Origin of the sequence: Mycobacterium colombiense CECT 3035, from assembly GCF_002105755.1 — a bacterium.
Taxonomy (GTDB): domain Bacteria; phylum Actinomycetota; class Actinomycetes; order Mycobacteriales; family Mycobacteriaceae; genus Mycobacterium; species Mycobacterium colombiense.
Window position 1 is genome coordinate 779,627 of the sequence record NZ_CP020821.1, and the last position, 24,288, is coordinate 803,914.

Here is a 24,288-nt window from a genome sequence, read left to right on the forward strand (position 1 = left end):
TGAAGTCACGCGATATGTTCCCTGCCCCTGTGCTCGGACGTAGGCTCACGAGGTCAGCGCTGCTGCGACACCGAGGAGGACGTACATGACGACACCCCGGGATCCGGCCACCTTGTGCGAGGCGTTTCAGCGCAACGCCGCGATCGAGCCCGACGCCGTCGTGTTGCGCACGCCCGGCGCAACCCAGACAATGACCTGGCGCGAGTGCGCCGAACAGGTGCGCAAGGTCGCGGCCGGCCTGGCGGGGTTGGGGATCCGGCGCGGTGACGCCGTGTCGCTGATGATGGCCAACCGGATCGAGTTCTATCCGCTCGAAATCGGTGCGCAACACCTTGGCGCGACGTCGTTTTCGGTCTACAACACGCTGCCGGCCGAGCAGCTGACGTATCTGTTCGGCAACGCGGACACCAAGGTCGCGATCTGCGAGGAGCAGTACGTAGACCGCATCCGTGCCAGCGGGGTCCCGATCGAGCACATCGTCTGCATCGACGGCGCACCGCCGGGCACCCTGTCGGTGGAGCAGCTCTACGCGGCGGCCGACGACGACTTCGACTTCGAATCGACCTGGCGTGCCGTACAACCCGACGACATCGTCACGCTCGTCTACACCTCGGGTACCACCGGAAACCCCAAGGGCGTGGAGATGACGCACGCCAACCTGCTGTTCGAGTCCCAGGCCCTCAACAGCGTGCTTCCCTCGAAGTTCGGCGACCGGGTCACCTCGTATCTGCCGACGGCGCACATGGCCGACCGGGTGATGGGGCTCTACGCGCTGGAGGTGTTCGGCGCGCAGGTCACCGTCGTCGACGATCCGCGGGCCATCGCCGCCGCGCTGCCCGACGTGCGGCCCACGGTGTGGGCCGCGGTGCCGCGGGTCTGGGAAAAGCTCAAGGCGGGAATCGAATTCACCGTCGCCAACGAGGCCGACGAGGCCAAGCGCCAGGCGCTGCGGTGGGCGATGGCGGTGGCCGCCAGGCGCGCCGACGCCCTGCTGGACGGTGGCCGGGTGCCGGACGAGCTGGCCGCCGAATGGGCCCGGGCCGACGAGCTGGTGCTGTCCAAGCTGCGCGAGCGGCTCGGGTTCGGCGAACTGCGCTGGGCGGTCTCGGGCGCGGCGCCGATCCCCAGGGAGACGCTGGCCTTCTTCGCCGGCATCGGCATTCCGATCGCCGAGGTGTGGGGCATGTCGGAACTGAGTTGCGTTGCGGCCGTGAGTCACCCGCGCGACGCCAGGCTGGGCTCGGTCGGAAAGCTGCTGCCCGGGCTGCAGGGCAGGATCGCCGACGACGGCGAGTTCCTGGTGCGTGGTCCGCTGGTGATGAGGGGCTACCGCAAGGAGCCGGCGAAGACCGCCGAGGCGATCGACGCCGAAGGCTGGCTGCACACCGGCGACATCCTCGAGGCGGATGCCGAAGGCTACCTGCGCGTGGTCGACCGCAAGAAGGAACTGATCATCAACGCGGCCGGAAAGAACATGTCGCCGGCCAACATCGAGAATGCCATCCTGGCCGCGTGCCCCATGGTCGGGGTGATGATCACCATCGGCGACGGACGGCCGTACAACACCGCGCTGATGGTCTTCGACGCCGACTCGGTCGGCCCGTACGCGGCCCAGTGCGGCCTGCCCGATGCCTCGCCGGCCGCGCTGGCGGCCGACCCGGAGGTCGTCGCGCAGATCGCGCGCGGGGTGGCCGCGGGCAACGAGAAGCTGTCCCGGGTCGAACAGATCAAACGGTTCCGCATCCTGCCCACCTTGTGGGAGCCCGGCGGAGACGAGATCACGCTGACGATGAAGCTCAAGCGCAAGCCGATCATGGCGAAGTACGCCGACGAGATCGAGCAGCTCTATGCGCCCGAACCGCATCCGGACGTGCACGAGCCCGCCGAGGCCGCCACGGTGCAGCCCGCATGAGCGGGGGACCGGCGGGGACGGCGCGGGAGATCGGCCGGGTGGGAGTGCGAAAGTTGTTGCAGCGCAGCGGCATTGTCGAGGAAGCGACGTCACCCCTGCCGACGGACCCGGCCGAGGTCGCCGATCTGCTGCGCGCCCCTGGTATGACGAGCGGCTGGGCAGGCTGGCCCACGAACTCGGGCGCGATCTGGACAGCGTGCGTGCCGAGGCCGCCGGTTACCTGCGCGAGATGGCGCCGTCGCTCGACGTGCGGGCGGTGAAGGCCTGGCGCAGCTTCAGTTGCTGGCTGATGCGCGCCTATGACGTGCTGACCGACGAGGACCAGATCGCCCAGCTACGCAGGCTGGACCGCAAAGCCACACTGGCGTTTGCCTTTTCGCATCGCTCCTACCTGGACGGGCTGCTGCTGCCCGAGGTGATCCAGGCCAACCGGCTCTCGCCCGCGCTCACCTTCGGCGGCGCCAACCTGAACTTCTTCCCGATGGGCGCCTGGGCCAAGCGCACCGGAACCATCTTCATCCGGCGGCAGACCAAGGACATTCCCGTCTACCGCTTCGTGTTGCGCGCCTATGCCGCGCAACTGGTGCAAAACCATGCCAACCTGACCTGGTCCATCGAGGGCGGCCGGACCAGGACGGGCAAGCTGCGGCCGCCGGTGTTCGGAATTCTGCGCTACATCAGCGACGCCGTCGACGAAATCGACGGCCCCGAGGTGTATTTGGTGCCAACCTCGATCGTGTACGACCAGCTGCACGAGGTGGAGGCGATGACCACCGAGGCCTACGGCGCGACGAAGCGGCCGGAGGATTTTCGCTTCCTGATCCGGCTGGCGCGACAGCAGGGCGAGCGGCTCGGTCGCGCCTACCTGGACTTCGGTGAACCACTGCCGCTGCGCAAGCGCCTCGAGGAGCTACGCGCCGAGGAGTCCGGCGCCAGCACCGAGATCGAACGCATCGCCCTGGACGTCGAGCACCGGATCAACCGCGCCACGCCCGTCACCCCGACGGCGGTGGTGAGCCTCGCCCTGCTGGGCGCCGACCGCTCGCTGTCCATCAGCGAGGTGCTGGCCACCGTGCGCCCGCTGGCGAGCTACATCGCGGCGCGCAACTGGGCGGTGGCCGGCGCCGCCGACCTGACCAACCGCTCGACCATCCGCTGGACCCTGCACCAGTTGGTCGCCTCCGGCGTCGTCAGCGTGTACGACGCCGGCACCGAACCGGTCTGGGGCATCGGGGCGGAGCAGCACCTGGTCGCCGCCTTCTACCGCAACGCCGCCATCCACATCGTGGTCGATCGCGCGATCGCCGAGACGGCGCTGCTGGCCGCCACGGAGGACGCCGAGGGCTCGGTCGACGGGCTGGTCCAACCGAGCGCCGTGCGCGATGAGGCGCTGAAGCTGCGCGAATTGCTGAAATTCGAGTTCTTGTTCTCCGCACGAGCGCAATTCGAGAAGGAACTTGCCGACGAGGTCCGCCTGCTCGGGCGGGTGGATGACACCAGCAAGGCGGCCAGCGCCGGCGACGTGCGCGGCCTGCTGGAAAAGGCCGACGTGCTGCTGGCGCACCTGGTGCTGCGCCCGTTCCTCGACGCCTACCACATCGTCGCCGACCGGCTCGCCGACTACGACGACGAATCGTTCGACGAGGACGCGTTCCTCGCCGAATGCCTTGAGGTGGGTAAACAGTGGGAGCTGCAACGCAGGATCGCCAGCGCCGAGTCGCGGTCGATGGAGCTGTTCAAGACCGCGCTGCGGCTGGCCCGGCATCGTGAACTGGTGGACGGCGTCGGGGACCTGGATATCGCCCGGCGGCGCCGTGAGTTCGCCGAGGAGATCGCGGCGGCGGTCCGGCGGGTGAATACCATCGCGGAGCTGGCCGGAACGCGCTGAGCGCCCGCTCGCCGCGCGCGGCGCGGTTCACGGACCGTTAACGTTTGGTGGCGATAGTGCGTTGGCGACGTCGGTGATGGTCGGCAGTGGCCGGTGAAGAGGATGTGATGAGTGAGAAATCCAGCGGGCAGTCCCGCCCGCTGATCGGGTACGTCACCCACGAGATCGCGCCCCCGATCAGCCCCGCGCCGATCGGCCGGGAGTGGATGTCGGAGATACGGCAGGGGTGGCCGCACCGGTGCCTGCCGATGCTGATCGCCAACCAGAGCGGCTGGGAGGTGCGCAACCGCAGCGCGTTCACCGCGACGTGGATGGGCGGCAACGACCGCACGAACCTGATGATCGCCCCCGACACCCGCGAAAGCGGCCAATTCCTGCCCTCCAGCCACTTCGGCTATGGCATCTTGACCTGGCATCTGCCGATCCTGTTTCGCACCCCGCCGGGCTACAACCTGCTGGCCCGGGGGCCGGCCAACTATCCGAAGGACGCCATCTCGCCGCTGGAAGGCATCGTCGAAACCGATTGGTCCAGCTCGAGTTTCAGCATGAACTGGAAGTTCACCCGCGAATTCATGCCGGTGCGGTTCGAGGTCGGCGAGCCGATCTGCATGATCGTGCCGCAGCGCCGGGCCGAGCTGGAGGAGTTCGCCCCCGAGCTTCGGCCCATCGAATCCGACGAGGAACTGCACCGCAAGCACGAGCACTTCCTCGGTTCACGCGGCGCACTGGGCCGCGAGCAGGAAGCCGCGGGCGGCGCCGGGAGCGAGAAGGTGCCCTGGCAGGGCGATTACACGCGGGGCCGGCACAGCGACGGCGAGCCCGGCGCGGAAGACCACCAGACCCGCCGTCATCTCCGGTCGTTCGTCCAGTCCGAGAACACGGACTAGCGCGAAATCACCGCGCGGGTACGGCGGTTGCCGCGGCCATCTTCGTGATCCGGTCCGGCGCCTGCGCCGACGCACCGGCCCACGCGATGTAGCCGTCCGGGCGCACCAGCACGGCCGGCCCGCGGTCGGCGCGCTGGGCCTGCAGCATCCCCGGTGTCTCGACCGGTGCGGCGCCGTATTCGCGGATGAAGACGAAGCCGCCGCCGCGCTGCAGGTGCGTCAACCGTTCCTCGACGAGGGGGATGGTGGCGGCACGGGTGCCGACCAGTCCGCGCCGGCCGTACCGCAACGTCGTGCCCGCGAAACTGCCGGCCACGAAGTCCTGCACCGCGGGTATCCGAAGCAGGTTGGGAGCCAACAGGTTACGCAGCCAGATCGCCGGCCGCCGGTGCAGCGTCGCGCCGCGGGCGATCATCCCGGACTGCAACAGCACCCGCTTGCCGATCGGGTGGCGTTCGTCCTGGTAGGTGTCCAACAGGGCGTCGTCGGCGCCGCCGAGCACCGCGTCGAGCTTCCAGGCCAGGTTCGCGGCATCCTGGATGCCGGTGTTCATGCCCTGGCCGCCCATCGGTGAGTGCACGTGCGCGGCGTCGCCGGCCAGGAACACCCGTCCGTGCCGGTACCGCGCGACTTGCCGTTCGTCGCAATGGAATCGCGACTTCCAGCCGATCTCGATCACGCCGAAGTCGGTGCGCATGGCGCGGGCCAGGACGTCGATGATCTCGGCGTCGTCGACGGGCGCGCTGTCGGGCAGCTGGTGGTCGCGGTCCCAGACCAGGGCCCGGTACCACGAGCCGTCCTCGTCGTGGCGGTTGTACGGGGCCAGGAACCCCAGCACGTCACCGGTGGTGCCCACTACCAGCCCGCCGCGCGACGGGCCGTGGGCCAGCTTGACGTCGGCCAGCATGAGCGAGGTGAGCACCGTCTTGCCGGGAAAGTCGACGCCCAGCAGCGTGCGGACGGTGCTGTGCGCGCCGTCGGCGCCGATCACGTACCGTGCCCGCCACGTCTGAAGGGGGGCGGGATCGCCGTCGCCCTTTGGGCGGGCGGTGACGGTGACGGCGGCGGCGTCCTGCTCGAGCGCGACCACCTCGACGCCGCGCCGGATGTCGGCCCCTTCGGCCACCGCGTAGCGGCGCAGCGCCGCATCGACGTTGGTCTGCGGGGTGACCAGGACGAACGGGTAGGCCGAATCGAGGCGGGTCAGGTCGATGCGGGCCTTGGCGAACAGGGTCACGTCCGGTCCGCGCTGCCCGACGGCGAGCAGCTCGTCGGCCGCGTCCCGCGCGTCGAGGACCTCCAGCGTCCGGGGCATGACGGCGAACGCGCGGCTGGTCGGGTTTTCGGCGGGCCAGCGCTCCAGGACGGTCACCGACCGTCCGGCCCGAGCCAGGTCACCCGCGGCGGTCAGGCCGGTGGGACCGGCTCCCACCACCAGCACGTCGACGTCGCGAACAGTGGTTGTACTCATCGGACCGCTCCTTCCGGTTGCGGGTACCAGCGACGGATGTCGCCGGGGGTGGCTTGCGCTGCCTGGTTGAAGACGAAGCGGCAGCCGGGCTGGGTGGTGTGCGCGAGGTTGACGATCGACTCGAACAGCAGGGTGTTGCCGGCGACCAGGCGAATCCCGGCGCCGATCAGCACGGCGTCGTAGCGCTTGGCGCGCAGCCACTCGCCGGCCTTCTCGGCGCCGGCGGCGCCGAAGTCGATCAGGCAGTTGTCGACCTGGTGGCCGGCGGCACGCAGGCCCGCGACGTTGTCGTCGTTGGCGGCCCGCAGCACCTCCCTGGACAGTCCCGCGAACTGGGCGAACTCCGGTGACGAGTAATCGATCACGTCGGGGTCGAGCCCGATCTGGATGACGGTCACGGTCATGTCTGTGCCTCCTCGGCCAACCGATTCAACAACTGTTGAAATCAACGTAAGCCCGGTCGGTGGCGATGTCAACAGTTGTTGAACTAGAATTTCGGCATGCCCGGTAAAGCCCGCGACGGCAAAGTCACCCGCGCGACGATCCTCAGCGCGGCGCGGACCCTGTTCTCCACCCACGGCTTCGAGCGGACCACCATCCGCGCGATCGCGGCCGAGGCCGGCGTCGACCCCGCGCTCGTGATGCACTACTTCGGCAATAAGGCCGACCTGTTCGCCGCGGTCTCGCGGCTCGAGATCACCTTCCCCGACCTCACCGGCGTCGCCCCGGAACGCATCGCCGACATCCTGGTGCCGTTCCTCATCCGGGTGTGGGATCCGGCCGGGTCGTTCCTGCCGCTGCTGCGCGCGGCCGCCACCAACCGGACCGCCGCCGACGCTCTCCTGGAGGTGTTCGTCGAAAAGGTGGCGCCGGCCCTGACCACCGTCACCCCCGACCGCGCCGCCGAGCGGACCGCGATGGTGGGATCGCAGGTGCTGGGAATCGCCATGGCGCGCAACGTCGTTGGGGTGCCCGCGCTGGCCGCTATGGACGACGCGACGCTGACCGAATGGCTGCGCCCGGTGCTGGCCCACTACCTCACCGGGGCGGCGCCGTGATCGCCGTCCGCGGCGGGACCGTGAAAACCGCGCCTAGAGTTGATGCCATGCCGCTAGAAGGGGAGTACTTGCCGAGCCCGTTGGACTGGTCTCGCGAGCAAGCTGACACATACGCCGAGTCGGGGGGAGCCGAGGCCGCCGACATGAAGGGCAAGCCGATCATTCTGCTGACCACGGTCGGCGCCAAGACCGGCAAGCTCCGCAAGACGCCGCTGATGCGGGTCGAACACGATGGCCAGTACGCGGTCGTCGCCTCGCTGGGCGGGGCGCCGAAGAACCCGGTCTGGTACCACAACATCAAGAAGAACCCCCGCGTCGAGCTGCAGGACGGCCCGGTGACCCGCGATTACGAGGCCCGGGAGGTCTTCGGCGACGAGAAGGCCATCTGGTGGGAGCGGGCCGTCGAGGCGTGGCCGGACTACGCCGAGTATCAGACCAAGACCGACCGCCAGATCCCGGTGTTCGTGCTGACCCCGGTCGGCTGAATTCCGGAGTTGGCCGGCTGTCATGGCACCATTGATCAGTGTCCGCCGAATTGAGCCAGCACCCGAGCGTGTCGCCGTTATCCGCGGCTGACATCGACAGCGCGGCCAAGCGGATCGCCGCGGTGGTCACGCCGACCCCGCTGCAGTTCAGCGACCGGTTGTCGGCGATCACCGGCGCGCAGGTCTACCTCAAGCGCGAGGACCTGCAGATCGTGCGCTCCTACAAGTTGCGTGGCGCGTACAACCTGCTGGTCCAGCTGTCCGACGCGGAACTGGCCGCCGGCGTGGTGTGCTCGTCGGCGGGCAACCACGCGCAGGGCTTCGCCTACGCGTGCCGGATGTTGCAGGTGCACGGCCGCGTCTATGTGCCGGCCAAGACGCCCATGCAGAAGCGCGACCGGATCCGCTACCACGGCGGCGATTTCATCGACCTGATCGTGGGTGGCACCACCTACGACCTCGCTGCCGAGGCGGCGCTGGCCGACGTGGAAAGCACCGGCGCCACCCTGGTGCCGCCCTACGACGACCCGCGCACCATGGCGGGCCAGGGCACGATCGGGGTCGAACTGCTCGACCAGCTGGACAAGCTCGGTATCGGGGAGCCGGACCTGGTGGTCGTCCCGGTGGGCGGCGGCGGCTGCATCGCCGGCATCACGACCTATCTCGCCGAGCGCACCGACAACACCTCGGTGCTGGGCGTCGAGCCGGCCGGTGCCGCGGCGATGATGGCCGCGCTGTCCGCCGGCGAGCCGGTGACGCTGGACCACGTCGACCAGTTCGTCGACGGCGCCGCGGTGCGGCGGGCCGGCGACCTGACCTATGCCGCGCTGGCGGCCGCGGGCGACATGGTGTCGATCACGGCGGTCGACGAGGGAGCGGTGTGCACCGCGATGCTCGACCTCTATCAGAACGAGGGCATCATCGCCGAGCCCGCAGGCGCGCTGTCCGTCACCGGACTGCTGGACGCCGACATCGAGCCCGGATCCACTGTGGTGTGCCTGATTTCGGGCGGCAACAACGACGTGTCGCGCTACGGCGAAGTGCTCGAGCGCTCGCTGGTGCACCTCGGCCTCAAGCACTACTTCCTGGTGGACTTTCCGCAGGAGCCCGGCGCCCTGCGTCGCTTCCTCGACACGGTGCTCGGACCGAACGACGACATCACCCTCTTCGAGTACGTCAAGCGCAACAACCGCGAGACCGGCGAGGCGCTGGTCGGCATCCAGCTGGGATCCTCGGCCGACCTGGACGGCCTGCTGGCCCGGATGCGTGCGACGGAGCTGCACGTCGAAACCCTGAAACCGGGCTCGCCGGCCTACCGCTACCTGCTGCTTTAACCGCGCGGACCGCGCCTGCTACCCGGACTGTGGCGGCGGGTGGCCGACAACGCCGTGATCGGCCAGACGCTGGCCTGGGTGCGCGACCGGACCGGCGACAACGGGCGGCCGCTGACGCTCCGGCTGCCGGTGAGCGAAGTCGTCCACTACGTCAGCGACGTGCTCTCCGGCTGAATGCTGGGCCTGGCCTGGGCCGGTGCCGTCATGCTCGTCGGATCCTGGTGGGACAGCGCCAAGCGGGCCAAGTAGGCCGGGACCGCAGTGCCGGGAGCCAGGTCGTCGGCCGGCACCGGCGCTGCGGCCGTCAGGCTCAGCGGCACCACGCCCGCCCAGTGCGGCAGCGGGACGTCCTCCGGATCGTCGGCCGGGGGACCGCTGCGCACCTTCGCCGACACCTCGACGAGGTCGAGCGCGAGCACCCCGGTCGCGGCGAGCTCCCGGGCATCGGGCGCCCGGCAATCGGCGGCGCGCCCCGGCGCGATGTGGTCGAGCAGGCAGCCCAGCGCCCGCGACTTCTCCACCGGATCGTCGACGATGCGCGCGTCACCCAGCGCGACCACCGAGCGGAAGTTCACCGAGTGGTGCATCGCGGACCGGGCCAGCACCAGCCCGTCGACCAGGGTGACCGTGACGCAGACCGGCAGGCCCGACCCCGACGCCTGGGCCGCCCCGGCGGCCAGCAGGGGGCCGCCCCCGTCGAACCGTGCAGGTAGAGCGTTTCGCCGAGCCGGGCATGGGTGGTGGGCAGGACCACCGTCCGGCCGCCGTTCGAGTAGCCCAGGTGGCAGATCAGCGCCTCGTCGAGGATGTCGTGAATGGCGCGGCGCTCGTAGTGCGCCCGCTCCCGGTAGCGGGTCGGGGTGGTGCGTGCCGTCGGCTGGTATGCGGTGTCCACGGAATTGCCCTCTAGTTTGTCCTAGTACATAATGTATTGCGTGCCAGTACAAAACAGCATAACCGGATCCGGGGCTGAATCCATAGCCGCCAGCGTCGAGGCGGCGATCTCGGACGGCTCACTGGCGCCCGGCGACGCGCTCCCGCCCGTGCGCGAGCTGGCCGCTCAGCTCGGCGTCAACGCGAACACCGCCGCCGCGGCCTACCGCCTGCTCCGCCATCGCGGGGCCGTCGAGACCGCCGGCCGGCGCGGCACCCGCGTGCGCCATCGCCCGGCGACCACTCCGCGTTCGCTGCTCGGCCTCGACGTGCCTGCGGGCGTGCGCGACCTCTCGACGGGCAACCCGCACCCGGACCTGTTGCCCATCGCCCGCGTCGCGCCGGTCGGCCCGGCGCCGGCCGTCCCGTGCTCTACGGCGAGCCGGCCCTCTCACCGGCGCTGGAAAAGTTCGCCCGCGATGCGCTGGCGGCCGACGGGATCGCCGCCGATCACCTTGCGGTGACCAGCGGGGCACTGGACGGCATCGAGCGCGCACTCGCCGCGCATCTGCGCCCCGGCGATCGCGTCGCCGTCGAGGACCCCGGCTGGGCCAACCTCCTCGATCTCCTTGCCGCGCTGGGGCTTTCGGCCGAACCGGTGCGGGTCGACGACGACGGCCCGCTGGCCGGCGACCTGGCCCGGGCGCTGGACGGTGGGGTGCGCGCCCTGGTGCTCACCAACCGCGCCCAAAACCCCACGGGCGCAGCGCTTTCGGCGGAACGCGCCGACTCGCTGCGTGCGCTGTTACGGCGGCGGGCCGAGGACCTGCTGCTGGTCGAAGACGACCACTGCGCCGGCATCTCCGGGGCGCCGCTGCACACCCTGGCCGGTTGCACCGCGCACTGGGCGTTCGTCCGCTCGGCGTCCAAGGCCTACGGCCCCGACCTGCGGGTGGCCGTCCTCGCCGGAGACCACCGCACGATCGAGCGCGTGCACGGCCGGTTGCGGCTCGGGCCGGGCTGGGTGAGCCACTTGCTGCAGCGCCTCGCCGTCGACCTGTGGTCCGACCGGGCGGCCGGGGAGTTGGTCGCGACGGCCGAGCGGCGCTACGCCGACAGCCGCCGACGGCTCCGCGAGGCCCTGGCCGAACGCGGCCTACCGGCTCACGGCCGGTCGGGGCTCAACGTGTGGGTCCCGGTGCCCGACGAGGCGGTCGCGGTATCCCGGCTGCTCGGCGCCGGCTGGGCGGCCGCACCGGGCAGCCGGTTCCGGATGAACACGCCGCCGGGTATTCGCCTGACCATCTCCGACCTGACTCCCGACGAGATCGATCCACTCGCCGACGCGGTCGCCCAGGCCGTGCGTCCGGCCGGCCGGGTCATCGTGTAGCCCCAGCTCACGCGCCTTCGTCGTCGTCGATGGCGCCGGGCCCGGGGCCGCTCCACAACAGCTCGACGCTGGGATGCGGCGGCGTCTCGTGGCGCACGGTACGCCGCCCGGACGGTGGGTTGGCGGCGCGGCGCCTCGGCTTGCACAGACAGATCCGCCGCAGGGGGCGACCGAATTCGGATTGACTCATGGCGGCATCATCGGGGGTGAGCCCGCCGCGCCGCTATTCAGTTATCCACAGCCCGTTCAGACCGACAGAATGGCGAACGAATGGCCTTGGAGCACAGTGCCGTCGGCGTCGGCGGCCGGCTCGTCCCAGGCCAGCACCACGTCGCCGCTGACCGGAACCCGCACCTGCTCGGCGCCGAGATTGCACACGATGCGCAACCGGCCACGGGAGACGCTGATCCAGCGTTGCCTCTCGTCGTAGTCGACCGCGACGTGCTCCAGCCAGGGATCGGCCATGTCGGGGTGGTTGCGCCGCAAGGCGATCAGGTCGCGGTACAGGCGGAGCAGCCGGACATGCTCGCCGGTGTCGACCTCGGCCCAGGCCAGTTTGGAACGCGCGAAGGTCTGGGGATCCTGCGGGTCGGGGATCTCGTCGGCGTCCCAGCCGTGCTCGGCGAACTCGGCCTTGCGTCCTTCGGCCGTGGCCCGCGCCAGCTCCGGTTCGGGGTGCGAGCTGAAGAACTGGAACGGGGTCGAGGCCCCGTACTCCTCACCCATGAAAAGCATGGCGGTGTAGGGAGATCCGAGCGCGAGCGCGGCCTTGATGGCCAGCTGGCCGCCGGTCAGGTTCTGCGAGGGGCGGTCTCCCAGGGCGCGATTGCCGACCTGATCGTGCGTGCTGGTGTAGGCGACCAGCCGGGTGGCCGGGATGCCGGAGCTCTCGCTGGTGTCCAGCGGCCGCCCATGGCGGCGACGGCGGAACGACGAATAGGTGGCGGCGTGGAAGAAGCCCTGGCGCAGCGTGTGCGCCAGGGTGGCCAGGCTGCCGAAGTCGCCGTAGTAGCCCTGCCGCTCGCCGGACACCGCGGTGTGGATGGCGTGATGAATGTCGTCGGCCCACTGCCCGGTCAGGCCGTAGCCGCCACGATCGCGCGGGGTGATCAGCCGCGGGTCGTTCATGTCGCTCTCGGCGATCAGCGACAGCGGGCGCCCCAATTGCTGTGCCAGCCAATCTGTTTCGGTTGCAAGCTCTTCGAGGATATGGATCGCGGTGGTGTCCACCAGCGCGTGGACCGCATCGAGTCGCAGTCCGTCGGCGTGAAAATCGCGCATCCAGCGCAGCGCGCACCCGATGATGTAGCGGCGCACCTCGTCGGAATCCGCGTCGGCGATGTTGATGCCCTCGCCCCACGGGTTGCTCGCCGACGACAGGTAGGGGCCGTATCGCGGCAGGTAGTTGCCCGACGGGCCGAGGTGGTTGAAGACCGCGTCGATCAGCACGCCCAGGCCCTTGGCGTGGCAGGCGTCGACGAAGCGCACCAGCCCGTCGGGGCCGCCGTAGGGTTCGTGCACGCTGTACCACAGCACGCCGTCGTACCCCCAACCATGAGTGCCGGCAAAGGAATTCACCGGCATCAGCTCGACGAAGTCCACGCCCAGATCGACCAGGTAGTCCAGCTTCTCGATGGCGGCGTCGAAGGTGCCGGCCTCGGTGAAGGTGCCCAGGTGCAGCTCGTAGATCACCGCGCCCTCGACCGCGCGGCCGGCCCACCCGGTGTCGGTCCACGTCGCGGCGGCCGGATCCCACAGCTGCGAGCGGGCATGCACCCCCTCGGGCTGCCGCGGTGAGCGCGGGTCGGGCAGCACGGTGGGGTCGTCGTCGAGCAGGTAGCCGTACCGGGCGTCCGGCGCGGTGTCGACGCTCGCATGCCACCAACCGTCATCGGAGCGTGTCATGGCGTGCGCCCGGCCGTCGACGTCGAGGCGAACCTGCGCGGGTTTGGGCGCCCAGACCCGGAATTCAGTCATGGTGGCGCTCCAGCAGCACGACGGGCAGGTCGGCGAACAATTGGGCGGCCGACGTCGGGCCGTCGGCGATCACCCCGGTGAGCGCGTCCTTCCAGGTTCCCTCGGGAAGCGGCAAAACGGTGTTGCCCCAGCCGGTTTCGGCCAGTGCCACCGTCCACCGGGTCACCGCCACCACGATGTCCTCGCCGCGGCGGAACGCCAGCACGTGGTCGGCGGCGTCGCCGTTGGCCAGCACCGGGACGTAGTCGCCGTGCAGGAAGGCGTCCGGATGCTCACGGCGCACCCGCAGCGCGGTGGTGACCACCCGAATCTTGGGATGCTCCAACGCCTGCAGGGCGGCGCGCCGGGCGGCGTAGTCGACGGCCCGGCGGTTGTCCGGGTCGACCAGGCTGTCGTCCCACAGCTCGGTGCCCTGATACACGTCCGGAATTCCGGGCACGGTCAACGCCAGCATCTTCTGGGCCAGCGCGTCACTGGCGGCATGCGGATTGAGTTGGGCGACAAGCTCGGTCAGCTGGCCGGCCACCGGGCCGTCGAGCACGGTGTCCAGCCACCGGTGCACCGCGTCCTCGAACTCGGCGTCCGGGTCGTTCCACGAGGTGTGCCAGGACGCCTCCCGGATGGCCTTCTCGGTGTAGGCGTGCAGCCGGTCGCGCAGCGCGTCGGTGCCTGCCCCTTTTTCGGGGCCTCCGACGGGCCACACGCCGAAGATGTTCTGCCACAGGAACTGTCCGGTCGCCGGATCGGGGGAGGGCGCGGCGATCTCCCAGCGTGCGAGGAACTCGGTCCACAGCGACGGCACCTGGGACAGCACCGAGATGCGGGCCCGCACGTCCTCGCCGCGCTTGGTGTCATGGGTGGTCAGCGTCGTCATGGTCTGCGGCCACAACCGGGCCCGGGTGGCGGCGCTGTGGTGGAATTCGGCCGCGCCGACACCGAAGCGGTGCGGCTCGCCGCCCACCTCGTTCAGCGAGACCAGCCGGGCGTCGCGGTAGAACAAGCAGTCCTCGACGGCCTTGGCGGTGACGGCGCCGCACAGCTGCTGCAGCCGGGTGGCCGGCTCTGCGTCGCGGGCCAGCGCCGCGGCCAGCACCTGTAGCGCGGGGCCCAACTCCGGTGCGGCCGCCTGGGTTTCGGCCAGTGCGGTGGGCAGCAGCGCGACCAGCCCGGGGTAGTCGCAGCGGTACACCCCGATGTGGGTGAGCAGCGCGGCCACCGCCTCGGGCAGCTGCGGGTCATCGGCGCCGGCGGCGGCCACGATGCTGCGGCGCAGCCGGCGCAGTTCACTGGCCAACGTGTCGGTAGCCGATCGGATCTTGAGGTCCACCAGCATCTTCGGCATCGCCTGGTAGTCCACGCCCGCCGACTCCACCAGCGCGGTGAGCGCCGGGGCGCCCTTCGGATCCACCAGCACGCCCCCGGTTTCGCGCAACACGTCATAACCGGTGGTGCCGCCGATGGGCAGGGTGGGTTCGAGCGCCTCGTCGACGGCCAGGATCTTCTCGATCACGATCCAGGCGTTCGGGCCGGTCAGTTCGCGCAGCCACGCCAGATACCCGCACGGGTCGGACAGGCCGTCGGGGTGATCGATGCGGATGCCGTCGACCAGCCCCTCGGCGAACCACCGCCCGACTTCGGCATGCGTGGCGTCGAAGACGGCGCGATCCTCCTGGCGCAGTCCCGCGAGCGAGGTGATGGAGAAGAAGCGCCGGTATCCGCAGACACCGTTGCGCCAGCCCACCAGCCGGTAGTGCTGGCGATCGTGCACCTGCGGGCCAGAGCCCCCCGCCGTGCCGGGCGCGATCGGGAACGCCAGGTCGCCCAGGCGCAACAGGTCGCCGTCGACGGTGAGGCCGGCGGCATCGTCGTCGGAGCCCAGCACCGGCAACACGATGCGGCCGTCGTCGTCGAGGTCCCAGTCGATGTCGAAATACGTTGCGTAGGGCGATGAACGGCCGTGCCGCAGGACGTCCCACCACCAGGGGTTCTGCCGCGGCTGGTCGATGCCCACATGGTTGGGCACGATGTCCACGATCAGGCCCATGCCGCGCTCTCGGGTCGCGGCCGACAGCCGGGCCAGCCCCTCTGGGCCGCCGAGCTCGGGTGACACCGTCGTGGGGTCGGTGACGTCGTAGCCGTGGCTCGATCCCGTCGTCGCCGTCATGATCGGGGACAGATACAGGTGCGACACCCCGAGGTCGTTCAGGTAGTCGAGCAGGTTTTCCGCGTCGGCGAAGGTGAACGCGAACCCGCTGGACTCACCACGCAGTTGCAGCCGGTAGGTGGAGATGACGGGTAAAGCCATGCGTCACTGGGTCTTACGCAGGACCAGCAGTGAGCGCGAGGGCAGCGACACCTTCTCCCCGGCGGTCACCACCTGATCGGCTCCCTCTTTGCGGCCGGTCGGTTCGTTGGTGTCCAGTTCCACGGTCCACTCTTTCGCATAGTCGCTGTTCGGCGTCACGAAGTCCACCGGATCTTCACCGGCGTTGAAACACAACAGGAATGAGTCGTCGACCACCCGTTCGCCGCGGGCGTTGGGTGCGCTGATCGCGTCGCCGTTGAGGAAAACCGCGACGCACTTGTGGATGCTTTCGCCCCAGTCCTCGTGCGTCATCTCGCGGCTGCTCGGATTCAGCCAGGCGATGTCGCGCACCTCGTCGCCGCTGCGGATCGGCTCGCCCTCGAAGAACCGGCGCCGCCGGAACACCGGATGCCGCTTGCGCAACGTGCTCACCCTGCGGGCGAACTCCAGCAGGTCGGCATTCTTGTCCACCAAAGACCAGTCCATCCAGGACAATTCGGAATCCTGGCAGTACACGTTGTTGTTGCCGCTTTGGGTACGCGCGAACTCGTCACCGTGGGCGATCATCGGCGTGCCCTGGCTCAGCATCAGCGTCGCCCAGAAGTTGCGCATCTGGCGGTAGCGCAGCTGGTTGATCTCAGGGTCGTCGGTGGGGCCTTCGACGCCACAGTTCCACGACCGGTTGTGGCTTTCCCCGTCCCGGTTGTCCTCCCCGTTGGCCATGTTGTGTTTTTCGTTGTAGGACACCAGGTCGTTGAGCGTGAATCCGTCGTGCGCGGTGACGAAGTTGATGCTGGCGCTGGGACGGCGACCGGTCGCCTCGTACAGGTCCGACGACCCGGTCAGCCGGGAAGCGAACTCGCCCAGGGTTGCGGGCTCGCCCCGCCAGTAATCGCGCACAGTATCGCGATACTTCCCGTTCCACTCGGTCCACAAACCCGGGAAATTTCCGACTTGGTAGCCACCCTCGCCGACGTCCCACGGCTCGGCGATGAGTTTGACCTGGCTGACGATCGGATCCTGCTGCACCAGATCGAAGAACGCGCTCAGCCGGTCGACGTCGTGCAGTTCGCGGGCCAGCGTGGCGGCCAGGTCGAAGCGGAAGCCGTCCACGTGCATCTCGGTCACCCAGTAGCGCAGCGAGTCCATGATCAGCTGCAGCACATGCGGGTGGCGCGGGTTGAGGCTGTTGCCGGTGCCGGTGTAGTCCTTGTACAACCGCAGGTCGCTGTCGACCAGCCGGTAGTACGCGGCGTTGTCGATGCCGCGGAAGTTGATGGTCGGGCCGAGGTGGTTGCCCTCGGCGGTGTGGTTGTAGACCACGTCGAGGATCACCTCGATGCCGGCCTCGTGGAAGCTGCGCACCATCGATTTGAACTCGGGCACGCTGGACTTGCGGTTGGCGGCGTACTCGTTGTTAGGCGCGAAGAACCCGAATGTGTTGTAGCCCCAGTAGTTTCGCAAACCCAGGTCCAGCAGTCGGAAGTCGTGCATGAACTGGTGCACCGGCATCAGCTCGATCGCGGTGACCTGCAGCGACTTGAGGTGGTCGATGACCGCCGGGTGGGCCAGGCCGGCATAGGTGCCCCGGAGCTCCTCGGGGATGCTGGGATGGGTCTGCGTCATGCCCTTGACGTGTGCTTCGTAGATGACAGTCTCGTGGTACGGGGTCAGCGGCGCGCGGTCGGAGCCCCAGTCGAAGAACGGGTTGCTCACCACGCTGGTCATGGTGTGGCCCAGCGAGTCGACCATCGGCGGCGTGCCCGGGTCGGCTCCGTCGGCGTTGGGCCCGTCCGGGTCCCTTTCGCTGGTGGCCTTCAAGTCGTAGGAGAACAGCGCCTGGCCGAAGGTGAAGTCGCCGTGAAAAGCCTTGCCGTACGGGTCGAGCAGCAGCTTGCTGGGGTCACAGCGGTGACCCGCCGCCGGGTCGAACGGGCCGTAGACGCGAAAGCCGTAGCGCTGGCCGGGGGTGATGTTGGGCAGGTAGGCGTGCCAGACGAATCCGTCCACCTCGTCCAGGGGAATCCGCGACTCGCCGCCCTGGTCGTCGATCAGGCACAGCTCGACCTTCTCGGCGATCTCGGAGAACAACGAGAAGTTGGTTCCGGCGCCGTCGTAGGCGGCGCCGAGCGGATAGGGGTTGCCCGGCCACACGGTGGCGAGCTTGGGTTCGTGGTTACCGCCTGCTTCTGAAGCGGGACTGTTGGTTGACACCTAACGACCTTATCCGCGCGCGGTTGCGCTCACTCGGGTAAGCAGCCAGGAGTAAGCCGGGTCACCACCAGCCGGTGGCCTCGGCGATCTGGCGGCCCAATTCGGGCGTCATCGTCCGCACGTACGTGGGGGTCAGGTGGTGGGCGCCGTGGTAGATCAGGATGTTGCCCTCCACCGGACGGCACACGTCGGCGCGGCAGATCGCGTCCGACATGTCGAGCACCTTGAGCCCTGGGAACTGCCCGACGAAGTCGAGCGTCTGGTTGCGGTCCGAGAGCAGGTCGGAACGCTTGATCGCGCAGGACTGCGCGGTGCCGCCGCGCTTGGCCAGGCAGTCCGCCGGGTCGAACGGTTGTCCGTTCTTGACCAGCCAGGGGGTGTCCCGCATGCCGAGAATGGGAATGTTGTTGTCCGACAACGTCTGCCAGATGCCGATATAGGTGGCGGGCATCACGTCGCCGCTCTTGATGTTCCACGGCCGGGTGGTGGTGGTGAAGACGTAGTCGGGCCGATCGGTGACCAGCTTGGTCATGGTTCGCTGCACCCACTCGCGGCACTGCGGGTAGGGGGCGTTGTTGCCCATGATCAGCGGGACCTGCTCGGTCGACAGCGGGCAGCCCATCTTCAGATACGTCACGACCTTGAAGTGGCGCGTCTTGCCCAGGATGTCCAGCGCGGGCAGCCAGTGCTCGGCGTGCGATCCGCCGGCCAGCGCGATGGTCCGGTCGGCGGCCACATCGCCGTAGGTGCAGGTGACCACCGCGGGGTTGACGAAGTCGCTGATGCACCCGTCCCGGGTGGTGGCGGGCAGGTCCTGCTTGACCTCCAAGACCGAGGGCCGCATCGGCAGCGCGGGCACCCGCAAGCGTTCGGTCAGCGCCCGCGCGCCGGGATAATCCTGCGGGTTGAGGACGCTGAGCTCCTTACCGGCCGACCGCAGCACCGTGACGTGCTGACGCCAGGTGAACGAGGTCGCGGTCAGCGTCACGCCGAGCAGCACGATGGCCGATCCGAGCGCCATCGTCGGCCGGGCCAGGCGCGTGGGCCACGGCCGTTTCGGCGCCGGCGCCGCGGCCGGCTTCGCGGAGGCCCGGTAGCGCAACGGGTCCTCGACGAGCCGGTTGGTCAGGTAGGCCAGCGCGCCGGACACCAGCAACAGCACCGCGCCCTCGACGAAGTTGGCGTGCTTGTGGCCGCTGTAGGACAGCCAGAAGATCAGCAGCGGCCAGTGCCAGAGGTACAGCGCGTACGCCATGGCGCCCAGCTCCACCAGGGGGCGCGTCGCCAGGATCCGGTTGGGCAGCGGCAACCGGTCGCCGGCCCCCTGCAGGTTGGCCCCGACGAGGATCAGCAGCATGGCGGCGCCCACCGGCACCAGCGCCCACGGGCCGGGGAACTCCTGCACGCCGTCGATCAGCGCGCCGCAGGACAGCACGGCGCCCAGCGCGACCGTGGCCACCACCGTCCGCAGCCACATGGGCCAGCGGACCCGGGTCACCAGCGCGCCGACCAGCGCGCCCAGCAACAACTCCCAACCCCGGGCGAAGGTGTTGTAGTAGGCGGCCGCCTGGTCCTGCTGGTGCGCGACGATCGCGTAGACGAACGAGGCCACCGTCAAGGCGGCCAGCACGACCAGGAACAGCGTCCGCAGCTTTTCGCCCAGCGCCCGCCGGAACAGGTAGGCCAGGCCGGCGATCAGCACCAGGAAGCTGACGTAGAACTGGCCCTGCACCGACATCGACCAGATGTGCTGCAACGGGCTGACGGCTTCGCCCGCCCGCAGGTAGTCCGAGGCGGTGTTGGCCAGTTCCCAGTTCTGGTAGTAGCCCAGGCTGGCAAGGCTTTGGTCGGCGTAGGTCTCCCAGCGGGTCTCCGGTTGGACCAGGATGGTCAACACCGCGCAACCGGCCAGCACCACGACGAGCGCGGGAACCAGGCGACGGATGAGCCGGACCACCTCGGACGCCGGCGACAGCGTCACGGCCGGGTTCAGCGCGGCGCGAATGACCTTGCCGCCGAAGAAGAATCCGGACAGCGCCAGGAACACGTCCACGCCGCCGGAGACGCGTCCGAACCAGATGTGGAAGACGGCGACCAACGCGATCGCGATGCCGCGCAGGCCGTCGAGGTCGTAGCGATAGAACCCCCGCGACCCCTTCGTCCGCGGTCCCGCGGCCCCCGGATCGGCGGTGGCGTCCGGTGCAGGAGAGGGTGACGGGGTCTGCATGATCGACAGTCAATTTACCGAAAACCCGCCACCCGCTCCCGACAGCTCGCGGCGGTGAGGCTGCTCAGATGGGTCGCGAGAGCCTGTGGGCCGGGCGGCGGGGGAGCCAGTGGCGGGCGTCGGACTGCCGAGGAATCGGCCCGGAATTACCTGCCGATGCCCGCGCCGGTCGGCTGCAACGGCGACTGCTGGGTCGGCAGTTGCTGGACGGGCGCCTGCTGGAACGGCGACTGCTGCAGGGGGGCCTGCTGCGTCGGGACCTGCTGCAACGGCGCCTGCTGAGCGGGCAGCTGCTGCGGCGTCTGCTGGTACGGCGACTGCTGCAGCGGGGCCTGCTGGGTGGGCAGTTGCTGCGGTGTCTGCTGGGTAGGCAACTGCTGCGGCGCCTGCTGCGCCGGCGCTTGCTGCAACGGCGCTTGCTGCAACGGGGCGCCCAGAACCCGGACCATGTACGGCGTCATGCCGCTGGTACGCACCGGCGAGACCTGCACGACGTCGCCGACCTCCAGCATCTGGTTGTTGCCCAGGTACATCGCGACGCTCTGTGTGCCCTCGGGGCCGTAGAAGATCAGGTCACCCTTGCGGGCCTGCTGGGGGACGATCTTCTGGCCGACGCGGTAGATCGCGCCCGAGGACCGCGGCAGCTTGATGCCGGCGCCGGCGTAGGCGTACTGCATCAGCCCGGAGGCGTCGAAACCGACGGTGTTGATGCCGGTGCCGGTGCCGCGGGTGGGGCCGTTGATGCCGCCACCGGCCCAGGAGAACGGCACACCGCGCTGCGACAGACCGCGGGCGATCACCACGTCGGTGGCCTGCTGGTAGTCCATCGACCTGGCGCCCGGGTCGGCGGTCGCGATGGTGGGAACCACCATCGGCGCCCCGAGCAGGGCTAAACCGATCGCGAAGGCGTAGATGCGTTTCATGTTTCTGGCCTTTCCCTGGCCTCTCCAGGCGCTCAATGGGCCTCGACGCGGTGACCTCGCGCGTCCGCCCCCGGTTCATGGACCGGGCGAGGGCCCCCACGCTGGGGCCCGGCGCCGTCCATGGCACTTGCGAAGTGAATCAGCGGTCAGGCCGCTGTATTCACATCAGTCACACAAGCCACTTTGACAACAGATTGTGTTAGCCGCCAGGTCCAGGCGAGATTTTTTGTCGTACCGTGACCGGATGGTGACTGGCGGGCCGAATCCCGTATGCGCCGTTGTGATTTCGGTCTCAGTCGGCGGACGAAAACGCACGTGCGCCGGTCGGGCGATCAGAGCCAGTAGCGTTCGCTGAACATGGTCAGCAGCGACCCGGCCACCGAGCTGACCATGACCAGCGCCAGCGCCAGAACCGGCCAGAAGGACATGTACCAGCCCTTCAGGATCGACACGACCGGCCCGATGACGGCGGCGGTCAGGGCCGCGCCGATGCCGCCCCACACCACCGGGTGGATGTACAGGTCCAGGCCGTAGGGCACCGGCCCGCAGGTTTCGTCCTCGCAGACGTTCGCCAGGAACCCGAAAAGCCGCGTCGGCCAGGTCGTCGCCGTGGCCAGCACCGCGAGCAGGATCAGCAGCACCACGGTGCACACGACGTCCCACGGCGCCAGCCGCACCCGGATCACCCGGGGCGCCTCGTCGTCGTAGTCCACCAGCGGGTAGTGCGTGTCCCTGGACCAGCCGGGCCCGGCCCCGGCCCGGCCTCGGGTCCGGGCGCGGCGCTGTCGGGCTGCTGCGGCGTGGCCATGATGCCCCATGCTTCCCGACGTCGGAGTTTTGCGCGAATCGGCTGCTTTACCCTCGATCACTATGCCCGCGGCCAAGGCCGGGTTGACGCCCGAGCAGATCAGCGCGATCGACGCCGCGCACCTCTGGCACCCCTACAGCACCATCGGCGCCGAATCCGTCGCCCCCGTGGTGGCCGCCGGCGCCCGCGGCGCCTGGCTCACCCTGATCCGCGACGGCGAGCCGGTCGAGGCGCTCGACGCGATGAGCTCCTGGTGGACCGCGATCCACGGCCACGGCCACCCGGTGCTCGATGCTGCGCTGAAAGCCCAGCTCGGCGTGATGAACCACGTCATGTTCGGCGGGCTGACCCACGAACCGGCGGCGCGACTGGCCCAGCTGCTGGTGGACCTCACCCCGCCGGGGCTGGACACGGTGTTCTTCAGCGACTCCGGGTCGGTGTCGGTGGAGGTCGCGGTGAAGATGGCGCTGCAGTACTGGCGCAGCCGCGGCCGGCCCGGCAAGCACCGGCTGATGACCTGGCGCGGCGGCTACCACGGCGACACCTTCACCCCGATGAGCGTCTGCGACCCCGATGGCGGCATGCACTCGCTGTGGACCGACATCCTGGCCCGGCAGGTGTTCGCCCCGCAGGTGCCGCGCGCCTACGAACCCGGCTACAGCGCGGCGTTCGAGGAACAGCTGGCCCGGCACGCGGCCGAGCTGGCCGCCGTCGTCGTCGAGCCCGTCGTGCAGGGCGCCGGCGGCATGCGCTTCCACGACCCGCAATACCTGCGCGACCTGCGCGACATCTGCCGGCGGCACGACGTGCTGCTGATCTTCGACGAGATCGCCACCGGCTTCGGCCGCACCGGCGAGCTCTTCGCCGCCGACCACGCCGGCGTGAGCCCGGACATCATGTGCGTCGGCAAGGCGCTGACCGGTGGATATCTCACCCTGGCCGCGACCCTGTGCACGACCGACATCGCCCACACCATCAGCGCGGGCGAGGCCGGGGCGCTGATGCACGGTCCCACGTTCATGGCCAACGCGCTGGCCTGCGCGGTGTCGGTGGCCAGTGTCGAGGTGCTGCTCGGGCAGGACTGGCGGGCGCGGGTCGGCGAGATCGGCGCCGGCCTGGCGGCCGGGCTCGAGCCGGCGCGGGCGCTGCCCGGCGTGCGTGACGTGCGGGTGCGCGGGGCCATCGGCGTCATCGAATGCCGGCGCCCGGTCGACCTGGCCGTCGCCACCCCGGCGGCGCTGGACAACGGCGTCTGGCTGCGCCCGTTCCGCAACCTGGTCTACGCGATGCCGCCCTACATCTGCACGCCCGACGAGATCGCCCGGATCACCTCGGCGATGGTGCAGGTCGCTCGCGTCGTCGGCTCTCGTAGTCTCTAAGGCGATGAAGGCACCGATCGAGGTTTCCCCGCTGGCCTGGCTCGAGGCGGTGGAACGGCAGCGCCGCGAGGCCGGGCTGCGCCGCTCGCTGCGGCCGCGTCCGGCCGTGGCCACCGAGCTGGACCTCGCCTCCAACGACTACCTCGGCCTCTCCCAGCACCCGGACGTGATCGACGGCGGGGTGAGCGCGCTGCGCATGTGGGGCGCCGGGGCGACCGGGTCGCGGCTGGTCACCGGTGACACCGAGCTGCACCAGCAGTTCGAGTCCGAGCTGGCCGACTACGTCGGCGCCGAATCCGGACTGCTGTTCTCCTCCGGCTACGCGGCCAACCTGGGCGCGGTCGTCGGCCTGTCGGGACGCGGATCGCTGCTGGTCTCCGACGAGTACTCGCACGCGTCGCTGGTGGACGCCTGCCGGCTGTCGCGGGCGCGGGTGGCGGTGACGCCGCATCGCGACGTCGGCGCCGTGGAGGCGGCGCTGCGGGCCCGCGACGAGGAGCGCGCGGTCGTCATCACCGAGTCGGTGTTTTCCACCGACGGCGCGCTGGCGCCGCTGCGGGACCTGCACGAGGTGTGCCGCCGGCATCGCGCGCTGCTCATCGTCGACGAGGCGCACGGCCTGGGCGTGCGCGGCGGCGGCCGCGGGCTGCTGCAGGAGGTCGGGCTGGCCGGTGCGCCCGACGTGGTCATGACCACCACGCTGTCCAAGGCGCTGGGCAGCCAGGGCGGCGCGGTGCTCGGACCGGCGTCCGTGCGCGCCCACCTGATCGACGCGGCGCGCACGTTCATCTTCGACACCGGCCTGGCCCCGGCGGCCGTGGGCGCCGCGCGGGCGGCGCTGGCGGTGCTGGGAGCCGAACCGTGGCGGGCCGACGCGGTGCTGCGCCACGCCGCCTTCCTGGCGCAGGTCTGCGGCGTGGCCGAGACGCCGCGGTCGGCGGTCGTGTCGGTGATCCTGGGCGACCCCGACCTGGCGGTGGCCGCCGCGAGCGCGTGCCTGGACGCGGGCGTGCGGGTGGGGTGCTTCCGGCCCCCGACCGTGCCCGCCGGGACGTCGCGGCTGCGGTTGACCGCGCGCGCGTCGCTGGACGACGCCGAGCTGGAGGTCGCGCGCCGGGTGCTCACCGATGTGCTCGCCCGGCTGGGTTGAGGCGCGC

General features: G+C 69.9%; 16 protein-coding genes and 4 pseudogenes. 10 read left to right on the plus strand and 10 right to left on the minus strand.

Annotated features, from left to right (window positions below):
• Positions 1-85 precede the first annotated feature (85 nt).
• The 3 genes and pseudogenes from fadD11 to B9D87_RS03760 all read left to right on the plus strand — a co-directional run bounded on the left by fadD11 (position 86) and on the right by B9D87_RS03760 (position 4,687).
• Positions 86-1,912, plus strand: coding sequence for a fatty acid--CoA ligase FadD11 (fadD11, locus tag B9D87_RS03750; RefSeq protein ID WP_007776288.1), 1,827 nt, complete (start codon positions 86-88; stop codon positions 1,910-1,912).
• A pseudogene (locus B9D87_RS03755) lies at positions 1,909-3,800 on the plus strand (lysophospholipid acyltransferase). Before fadD11 ends, B9D87_RS03755 begins: the two are co-directional and overlap by 4 nt.
• A 107-nt stretch (positions 3,801-3,907) precedes the next feature.
• A complete protein-coding gene (locus B9D87_RS03760; RefSeq protein ID WP_007776286.1) occupies positions 3,908-4,687 on the plus strand; it encodes a DUF6065 family protein in 780 nt (259 codons plus the stop codon).
• 7 nt (positions 4,688-4,694) lie between these two features.
• Here B9D87_RS03760 and B9D87_RS03765 read toward each other — a convergent pair whose 3' ends face one another.
• Both B9D87_RS03765 and B9D87_RS03770 read right to left on the minus strand, forming a co-directional pair.
• Positions 4,695-6,158: an FAD-dependent oxidoreductase gene (locus B9D87_RS03765; protein WP_007776285.1), complete on the minus strand. Its 1,464-nt coding sequence runs from the start codon at positions 6,156-6,158 to the stop codon at positions 4,695-4,697.
• Positions 6,155-6,562, minus strand: a complete 408-nt coding sequence (locus B9D87_RS03770; RefSeq protein WP_007776284.1) for a hypothetical protein — start codon at positions 6,560-6,562, stop codon at positions 6,155-6,157. Before B9D87_RS03770 ends, B9D87_RS03765 begins: the two co-directional genes overlap by 4 nt.
• Positions 6,563-6,658: 96 nt before the next feature.
• Here B9D87_RS03770 and B9D87_RS03775 point away from each other — a divergent pair, with 96 nt between their 5' ends.
• The 4 genes from B9D87_RS03775 to B9D87_RS27695 are packed head-to-tail and all read left to right on the plus strand — an operon-like array spanning position 6,659 to position 9,209.
• Positions 6,659-7,216, plus strand: coding sequence for a TetR/AcrR family transcriptional regulator (locus B9D87_RS03775; RefSeq protein WP_007776281.1), 558 nt, complete (start codon positions 6,659-6,661; stop codon positions 7,214-7,216).
• A 47-nt stretch (positions 7,217-7,263) separates the two neighbouring features.
• Positions 7,264-7,701, plus strand: a complete 438-nt coding sequence (locus tag B9D87_RS03780) for a nitroreductase family deazaflavin-dependent oxidoreductase (RefSeq protein ID WP_007776280.1) — start codon at positions 7,264-7,266, stop codon at positions 7,699-7,701.
• Positions 7,702-7,739: 38 nt separating this feature from the next.
• Positions 7,740-9,035: a threonine ammonia-lyase gene (gene ilvA, locus B9D87_RS03785; RefSeq protein ID WP_007776278.1), complete on the plus strand. Its 1,296-nt coding sequence runs from the start codon at positions 7,740-7,742 to the stop codon at positions 9,033-9,035.
• 39 nt (positions 9,036-9,074) lie between these two features.
• Entirely contained in the window at positions 9,075-9,209 is a 135-nt protein-coding gene (locus tag B9D87_RS27695; protein WP_274517479.1) for a hypothetical protein, read from the plus strand.
• Here the strand turns inward: B9D87_RS27695 and B9D87_RS03790 are convergent.
• Positions 9,182-9,930 (minus strand): annotated as a pseudogene (locus B9D87_RS03790) (pyridoxamine 5'-phosphate oxidase family protein). The gene B9D87_RS27695 and the pseudogene B9D87_RS03790 overlap by 28 nt on opposite strands.
• A gap of 40 nt (positions 9,931-9,970) precedes the next feature.
• On the opposite strand from B9D87_RS03790, the pseudogene B9D87_RS03795 reads away from it, so the two are divergent.
• Positions 9,971-11,298: pseudogene (locus B9D87_RS03795) on the plus strand (aminotransferase class I/II-fold pyridoxal phosphate-dependent enzyme).
• A 7-nt stretch (positions 11,299-11,305) separates the two neighbouring features.
• Here the strand turns inward: B9D87_RS03795 and B9D87_RS03800 are convergent.
• From B9D87_RS03800 to B9D87_RS03830, 7 genes and pseudogenes are all read right to left on the minus strand, one after another.
• A complete protein-coding gene (locus B9D87_RS03800; RefSeq protein ID WP_007776272.1) occupies positions 11,306-11,488 on the minus strand; it encodes a hypothetical protein in 183 nt (60 codons plus the stop codon).
• Positions 11,489-11,544: 56 nt separating this feature from the next.
• Entirely contained in the window at positions 11,545-13,275 is a 1,731-nt protein-coding gene (gene treZ / locus B9D87_RS03805; RefSeq protein WP_007776269.1) for a malto-oligosyltrehalose trehalohydrolase, read from the minus strand.
• Positions 13,268-15,580 (minus strand): malto-oligosyltrehalose synthase, encoded by a 2,313-nt coding sequence (treY, locus tag B9D87_RS03810; RefSeq protein ID WP_007776266.1) that lies wholly within the window; start codon positions 15,578-15,580, stop codon positions 13,268-13,270. The genes treZ and treY overlap by 8 nt, the downstream gene beginning before the upstream one ends.
• A gap of 3 nt (positions 15,581-15,583) precedes the next feature.
• Entirely contained in the window at positions 15,584-17,794 is a 2,211-nt protein-coding gene (gene glgX / locus B9D87_RS03815) for a glycogen debranching protein GlgX (RefSeq protein WP_040631818.1), read from the minus strand.
• Positions 17,795-17,855: 61 nt separating this feature from the next.
• The gene (sucT, locus tag B9D87_RS03820; RefSeq protein ID WP_007776260.1) at positions 17,856-20,021 is read right to left on the minus strand and encodes an acetyltransferase SucT; all 2,166 of its coding nucleotides are present in this window, start codon (positions 20,019-20,021) and stop codon (positions 17,856-17,858) included.
• 146 nt (positions 20,022-20,167) lie between these two features.
• Positions 20,168-20,944 (minus strand): NlpC/P60 family peptidoglycan-binding protein RipD, encoded by a 777-nt coding sequence (gene ripD, locus B9D87_RS03825; protein WP_007776258.1) that lies wholly within the window; start codon positions 20,942-20,944, stop codon positions 20,168-20,170.
• A 332-nt stretch (positions 20,945-21,276) separates the two neighbouring features.
• Positions 21,277-21,752: pseudogene (locus tag B9D87_RS03830) on the minus strand (hypothetical protein).
• A gap of 62 nt (positions 21,753-21,814) precedes the next feature.
• Here B9D87_RS03830 and B9D87_RS03835 point away from each other — a divergent pair.
• Both B9D87_RS03835 and B9D87_RS03840 read left to right on the plus strand, forming a co-directional pair.
• Positions 21,815-23,131, plus strand: a complete 1,317-nt coding sequence (locus B9D87_RS03835) for an adenosylmethionine--8-amino-7-oxononanoate transaminase (protein WP_007776254.1) — start codon at positions 21,815-21,817, stop codon at positions 23,129-23,131.
• A gap of 4 nt (positions 23,132-23,135) precedes the next feature.
• A complete protein-coding gene (locus tag B9D87_RS03840) occupies positions 23,136-24,281 on the plus strand; it encodes an 8-amino-7-oxononanoate synthase (protein ID WP_007776251.1) in 1,146 nt (381 codons plus the stop codon).
• Positions 24,282-24,288 lie beyond the last annotated feature (7 nt).